At 54.0% G+C, this 5,527-nt stretch carries 6 protein-coding genes; 2 read left to right on the top strand and 4 right to left on the bottom strand.

Annotation, left to right across the window (positions count from 1 at the left end):
- Positions 1-600: NAD(P)-dependent oxidoreductase (locus tag WLY71_RS29490; protein ID WP_347806381.1), on the bottom strand; the 600-nt coding region annotated here is incomplete at its 3' end.
- Between the two features lie 126 nt (positions 601-726).
- Here WLY71_RS29490 and WLY71_RS29485 point away from each other — a divergent pair.
- Positions 727-1,623, top strand: a complete 897-nt coding sequence (locus WLY71_RS29485; protein ID WP_129436790.1) for a LysR substrate-binding domain-containing protein — start codon at positions 727-729, stop codon at positions 1,621-1,623.
- Between the two features lie 8 nt (positions 1,624-1,631).
- Here WLY71_RS29485 and WLY71_RS29480 read toward each other — a convergent pair whose 3' ends face one another.
- The 3 genes from WLY71_RS29480 to WLY71_RS29470 all read right to left on the bottom strand — a co-directional run bounded on the left by WLY71_RS29480 (position 1,632) and on the right by WLY71_RS29470 (position 4,513).
- The gene (locus tag WLY71_RS29480) at positions 1,632-1,943 is read right to left on the bottom strand and encodes a hypothetical protein (protein WP_347806380.1); all 312 of its coding nucleotides are present in this window, start codon (positions 1,941-1,943) and stop codon (positions 1,632-1,634) included.
- Between the two features lie 351 nt (positions 1,944-2,294).
- Positions 2,295-3,245, bottom strand: a complete 951-nt coding sequence (locus tag WLY71_RS29475) for an alpha/beta fold hydrolase (protein WP_347806379.1) — start codon at positions 3,243-3,245, stop codon at positions 2,295-2,297.
- Between the two features lie 62 nt (positions 3,246-3,307).
- On the bottom strand, positions 3,308-4,513 hold the full coding sequence (locus WLY71_RS29470) for an MFS transporter (RefSeq protein ID WP_347806378.1): 1,206 nt from the start codon (positions 4,511-4,513) through the stop codon (positions 3,308-3,310).
- A gap of 105 nt (positions 4,514-4,618) precedes the next feature.
- On the opposite strand from WLY71_RS29470, the gene WLY71_RS29465 reads away from it, so the two are divergent.
- Positions 4,619-5,260 carry a TetR/AcrR family transcriptional regulator gene (locus WLY71_RS29465; protein ID WP_347806377.1) on the top strand — a complete coding sequence of 214 codons (642 nt, stop codon included), beginning with the start codon at positions 4,619-4,621 and terminating at the stop codon, positions 5,258-5,260.
- The last annotated feature ends 267 nt before the right edge of the window (positions 5,261-5,527 follow it).

Here is a 5,527-nt window from a genome sequence, read left to right as displayed (position 1 = left end):
CCATACCTCTGGCTCCAAACCTGCAACCTTAGCGGCCACCATAGCTTCGCCTATAGCGGCAGCGTGGATTTTCCAAAGCTGGTTGTTAACCAGCTTAGCGACGTAACCGTTGCCATAGCGGCCAACTTTTCGAATTACACCCATTGCTTCAAGAACAGGACGCGTTTTTTCGATATGAGCATCCTGCCCACCTACAAACAAAATCATGTCACCACGTATGGAGGAATCAACTGACCCGGTAACGGGTGCATCAATAGGAAATCCACCCCGCGCGACGAACTCGTCGGCGAGCTTGCGCATCATAAACGGACTGCTGGTTGTCAGGTCGATCCAGTATTTGCCAGTAATATCGGCTTCAAAAAAACCGCCGGCACCACGTACGACTTGATCAATTTGCACTGGTCCGAAGACCATGCTAACTACGACATCCACATTCTCAATCACTTCTCGAGGGCTGTCAGCCCACACAGCACCATTGGCTAATAAAGACTCTGCCACTTCCCTCCGCAGGTCATATACAACCAAGTCAAAACCTAAAGCCTGAATGTTCCGAGCCGCGGGAAGTCCCATTGTTCCTAAACCAACAAATCCAATTTTCATAATGTTTCTCGTTTTTATTGATGGGGCGATTGGAAGCTAGGAGCAACATAAAATGCTTGTTGGCTATAAACAAATGAAATATTATTATGGTATCGATCATGAAACGTGATAGTGAGAGGTAAGTGATTGAAAAACCTTGATTTGAACCTGCTCCAGGCTTTTATAGCCATTGTCGACAGTGGAGGTTTTACGCGTGCTGCTCACTTTTTATGCCGTACTCAGTCAGCAGTAAGCATGCAGTTGCAAAAGCTTGAAGAGCAGATGGGCAAACAGTTGATTCAACGGGATAATCGGCAAATAAGGTTGACGGAAGACGGTGAGATACTTCTCGGTTATGCGCGTCGTATGATCCATCTAAATGAAAGCGCCTTTGCGGCCGTTGGAAAGCCATACACTGAGGGGCACCTCAGACTAGGCATACCTGATGATTACGCTCAGTTTTTTTTACCTTCTGTGTTGACCCGTTTTGCACATGCTTACCCACGAGTGCAGCTTGAAGTAACTGGGGCTTTGAGTGGGGAGCTGCTTGACCTACTTGAGGCGGGAGATCTTGACGTGGCTCTGATCACGCGACAGCCAAATCGAAGCTGCGGAAAGATTTTGCGCAAAGAACGGTTAGTCTGGGTAGGTTCGCGCCAACATATGGCTCAGAGCATGGAGCCGGTTCCGCTGGCGTTTTTCCCCGAAGGGTGTGTGTTCCGTGAGCATGCCATAGCTGCTCTTAACGCCCATGGACGGCCTTGGCGAATTGCCTATTCCAGTCGGAGCTTTGCTGGAGGAACAATCGCTGTAAACGGAGGTTTAGCAGTGACTGTAATGGCCCAGAGCATGGTTCCGGTTGAGTGGCGGATCTTCGGGGTCGAGGATGATTTTCCTCAATTGCCCGAGATCGAGATCGTTTTGCATCGAGCACCCAGCAAGCTACCATCAGCCACAACGCTGTTAGAGGAACAGTTGATTGAAAGCGTCCAGACAGCTTTTAATTCAGCTTTCCGACAAGGTAGCTATCTAACACGGGCTTAGTAAAGCGCTCACTTCTCAAGCGTCAGCCTCGATGAAGCAATTGCGCATATCGGCTTCTTGGCAGATTTTTGCCGGCCGATCGTGAACAGCCTTATCCCGCTCTTCGTCGCTCCAATGGGTGTGGCCAGCTCGTAATTGCCCGACCCCAGCCGCTTCATCCCGTAGGGTTCCAGGCAGTAGCGCCCGATGTTTTCCCCAGCTCGCTTTCTGCTGCGCACGAACTTGCTATTGTTCTCGACAACCAGGCGCAGCACGACAGTGGCGACCAGTTCGGCATCGACCTCTCCCGGCAGCCAATGAGCGTCCGCATCGCGGCCCACATGGCCTATGCACTCCATAATGAGGCAGAGGTTGCGTACAGCAACGCCGACTCTCAGCTCGGCCACGCGACTCAGAAAATCACTGCGATCGATCAGGTTCTTGATGTCACGGATGGTGCCGCGTTATTGAGCAGATTTAACGTCAGGGACTAACGTTATTCCGGATAGCGTCTAACCCGAATGACCGCTCCTGGCCGTTTTTGGCCCGTCGCGAGAGGTAAGAAACGATCCATAGCTGACGGTGGCGATAGGCAGAAACCAAAAGCGGACATTTGCCAAGCCCCGACCACGGTTCACACCGGTGGCTGCCGCGCCTCAAATAGCAGCCACCTTACGCATCAAGAGCATCCGTCAGTTATTCAAGAATTTGACCACCAGAGGATTCAATTCAGCGGAGCACTCCTCCGGCAACCAGTGCCCACAATTGGGCAAGACTTGGCCTTGTACATTGGTCGCGTACTGTTTCATCTGATCCACTTGAAATTGCCCCATTCCGCCGTGCCCTCCACCGCCGATTGCCAGCACGGGCATGTTCAAGGAAATCTTCGACAGCTCGACGTTTTCAGTGATCGATTGATTAAGCGCTCGGTAGTATTCGAACGACGCGTTCAGCGTATGGGGCTTGGCGTATGACTTGGCGTAAAGATCGAGCAGCTTAGGCGTAAAGGCATCCTTGTTGGTCGCGTGTTCTTTTATGAAGTGCGAGAGGAAAAACTTTTCATGCCCTGTGATCAACTTTTCGGCCAATTGGTTGCCAGCGGCAAAGAAGCTGAAATGCCAGACCAGTGACTCACCCTGTGGTGAGAATGCCGGGAAATCGTACATGCGCTTGTCGGGAATCGGTGCCTCCATGTACACCAGTTTCCTTATCTGGCTTTGGTGCGTTACTGCCATTGGATAGGTGTTCCAGATACCGATGTCATGCGCAACCAGATCAAACGGCTGATTGCCGCTTAGCTGTGTCGCGAGGGTGAACAGATATTTCGAGACGTCAGTGCCGGTGTAACTGGTCTTGGGCGGTTCCGACTCGCCCAGGCCCGGTAAATCCACCGCAACTACGGTGTGAGTCTTCGCGAGTTCGGGCATCAAGCTGTGCCACTCATACCAGGCTTGACCAAATCCGTGGACCAGGTAAACCAAAGGCCCGGAACCGCCCTTCACATAGTGTAGCCTGACGCCGTCTATGGTTTTGAATTCACTCTTGAATCCCGCTGGAACAGGAAACTCTGCCGCTTGAGCCAAGCATGGCAAAGCCAGGGTGATTGCGACTGCGGCGAGGGCCAATCTAATGCGCTTTTTCATTTTATTTATCCATCAAGTTATGACTGAAAATTACGACCATGCGAAGGCGTGCTATCCCCCGATCAATGACTGTGGATCGCCTGGGTGGTGTGCCGTTGACCTTGCGGAAAACCATGCGCCCGTGCCCGAAATGCAATGGCCAGGCTGATCAATAGCAACGCCAGCAACACGCCCGGAAATGCACTCGTTCCCCATTGGCCGAGTAACACGCCACCCAGCAGTCCACCGCCGGCAATAGCGCTGTTCCAGACCACTACGTTCATGGAGAGCGCAACGTCAGAGCCCTTACCTGCGGCGTCGGCGAGTGCTGTTTGCAGCAGGGTGGCCGCGCCACCAAAGGTCAGCCCCCAAATGAAGACACCCACGTAAATGGCCGCGGCGGAGCCTGAGAACACTCCGATGAAAATCGAAACCGCTGCGAATGTTGCAAGGCTGGCCAGCACGGTTGTTCGCAGGTGCCGGTCAACCAGTCGGCCCGTGAGCCAGATGCTGGCAAGCGCCGCGACACCAAATGTGAGCAATACCAAATCGACGTCACTGTTCAGCCCAGCCTTGGAAACGAAGGGCGCGACATAGGTGTAAAGAATGTTGTGGGCCAGCATCCAGGTGAAGACGACAGCCAATACCGAGCGGACGCCTGGGGTGAAAAACACCAGACGTAACGGCATGCGCTGTGAGGATGATTGGCCTGGGTAATCCGGCACTTTGATCAGCACCCAAACGATCAATACCAGGGTCATGCCGGACATCAATCCAAAGGCCATGCGCCAGCCCATGAATCCACCCAGCCAGGTTCCCATCGGCACACCCAACGACAACGCGATGGGCGTACCCACCATCGCCACCGCCAATGCGCGCCCCTGCATATGTGGGGCGACCATGCGCCGTGCATAGCCCGCGATAAGGCTCCAGGCCAGCCCCGCTGAAACCCCAGCGAAAAACCGTGCAATCAGCGTCAGCCAGTAATCGGAAGACAGCGCCGTGAGGGAGTTGAATGCCAGGAAGCCGACAATGGTCACCAGCAGTACCGTTCTGCGGCGCCAGCTTTGCGTGGCAATGGTCAGCGGGATTGCCGCCAGCAACGACCCCAACGCATAGACTGTCACCATCTGTCCGGCCAGAGACGCAGAGACACCCAGGCCACTGCCAATTTCGGGCAGCAAGCCCGCTGGCAAGGTCTCGGTGACAATGCAAATGAAACCCGTCATGGCCAGTGCAAGTAATGCCCCAAGCGGAAGCTTTCCGCTCTGTCGCTCATCTGTAGTCATTTGTCACCTCACATATATACCGATCGGTATAATATGGAGGTGTGCCGCCATCTAGTCAACGACTTATATATCGATTAGTATTTAATTGATCGAGAGGAGGTTCACATGGCACAGATGGGACGTCCACGCACCTTTGACCGTGGCGTGGCGATTACTCAGGCGATGCATTTGTTCTGGGAGCATGGCTATGACGCAACATCACTCAGCCAGCTCAAGGCAAATATCGGCGGCGGCATCACCGCACCCAGCTTCTACGCTGCATTCGGCTCAAAGCAGGCGCTGTTCAATGAGGTGATGGAACGTTATCTGAACACCCACGGCCGGGTGACCGATAGCCTGTTTGACACCGCGCTCTCCCCGAGAGAGTCGATCGAACTCACGCTGCGGCGCTCCGCGAAAATGCAGTGTGAGCCCGACCACCCCGCAGGGTGCTTGGTGGCGCTGGGTCTGTTGAGTGCCTGCACGGATGAGAGCAAAGCCATCTCGCAGCCGCTGGCTGACGCCAGATCCTTGAACCGTGCCAGGATGGTGGAGTGTGTCGAACGCGCTATCGCATCCGGGGAGCTGCCAACCACGGTCGTGCCCGAGGCATTGGCCACGGTGTTTGACAGCTTTCTGTTGGGGATTTCGGTACTGGCCCGAGACGGTGTGCCCCTCAAACAGATAGATGACGCGGTGACGCAAATCATGACGTTATGGGATGCGTCGTGTATCGGTCGTCCGGCTATTGGTTCAGGCAAATCTTAAACGGCAGTAAACCGCGAAACCTCGTTCCCAGCAAACGCATCGGTATCGAGCCAATCAGACTGAAAGGCGCTCTTGGGTTGTTGATGAGCGTGTTGTACCTGAAGAATGTCCGCTTTGGGTTTCTTACCTCTCGCGACGGGCCAAAAACGGCCATAAGCAGCCGCTGGACAGACTAGTGGCTAATAGGTAGCGTCGACCCTCTGCACTGAATCTTTCCCGTAGTTGAGTCGTCAGGCGTATTGGTTGGAGGAGTTGCAATGACAACAA

This window comes from Pseudomonas rossensis (genome assembly GCF_039888995.1).
Taxonomy (GTDB): domain Bacteria; phylum Pseudomonadota; class Gammaproteobacteria; order Pseudomonadales; family Pseudomonadaceae; genus Aquipseudomonas; species Aquipseudomonas rossensis.
Note: the sequence above shows the minus strand (reverse complement) of the source record. Positions and strands in the feature narration are given on the sequence as shown.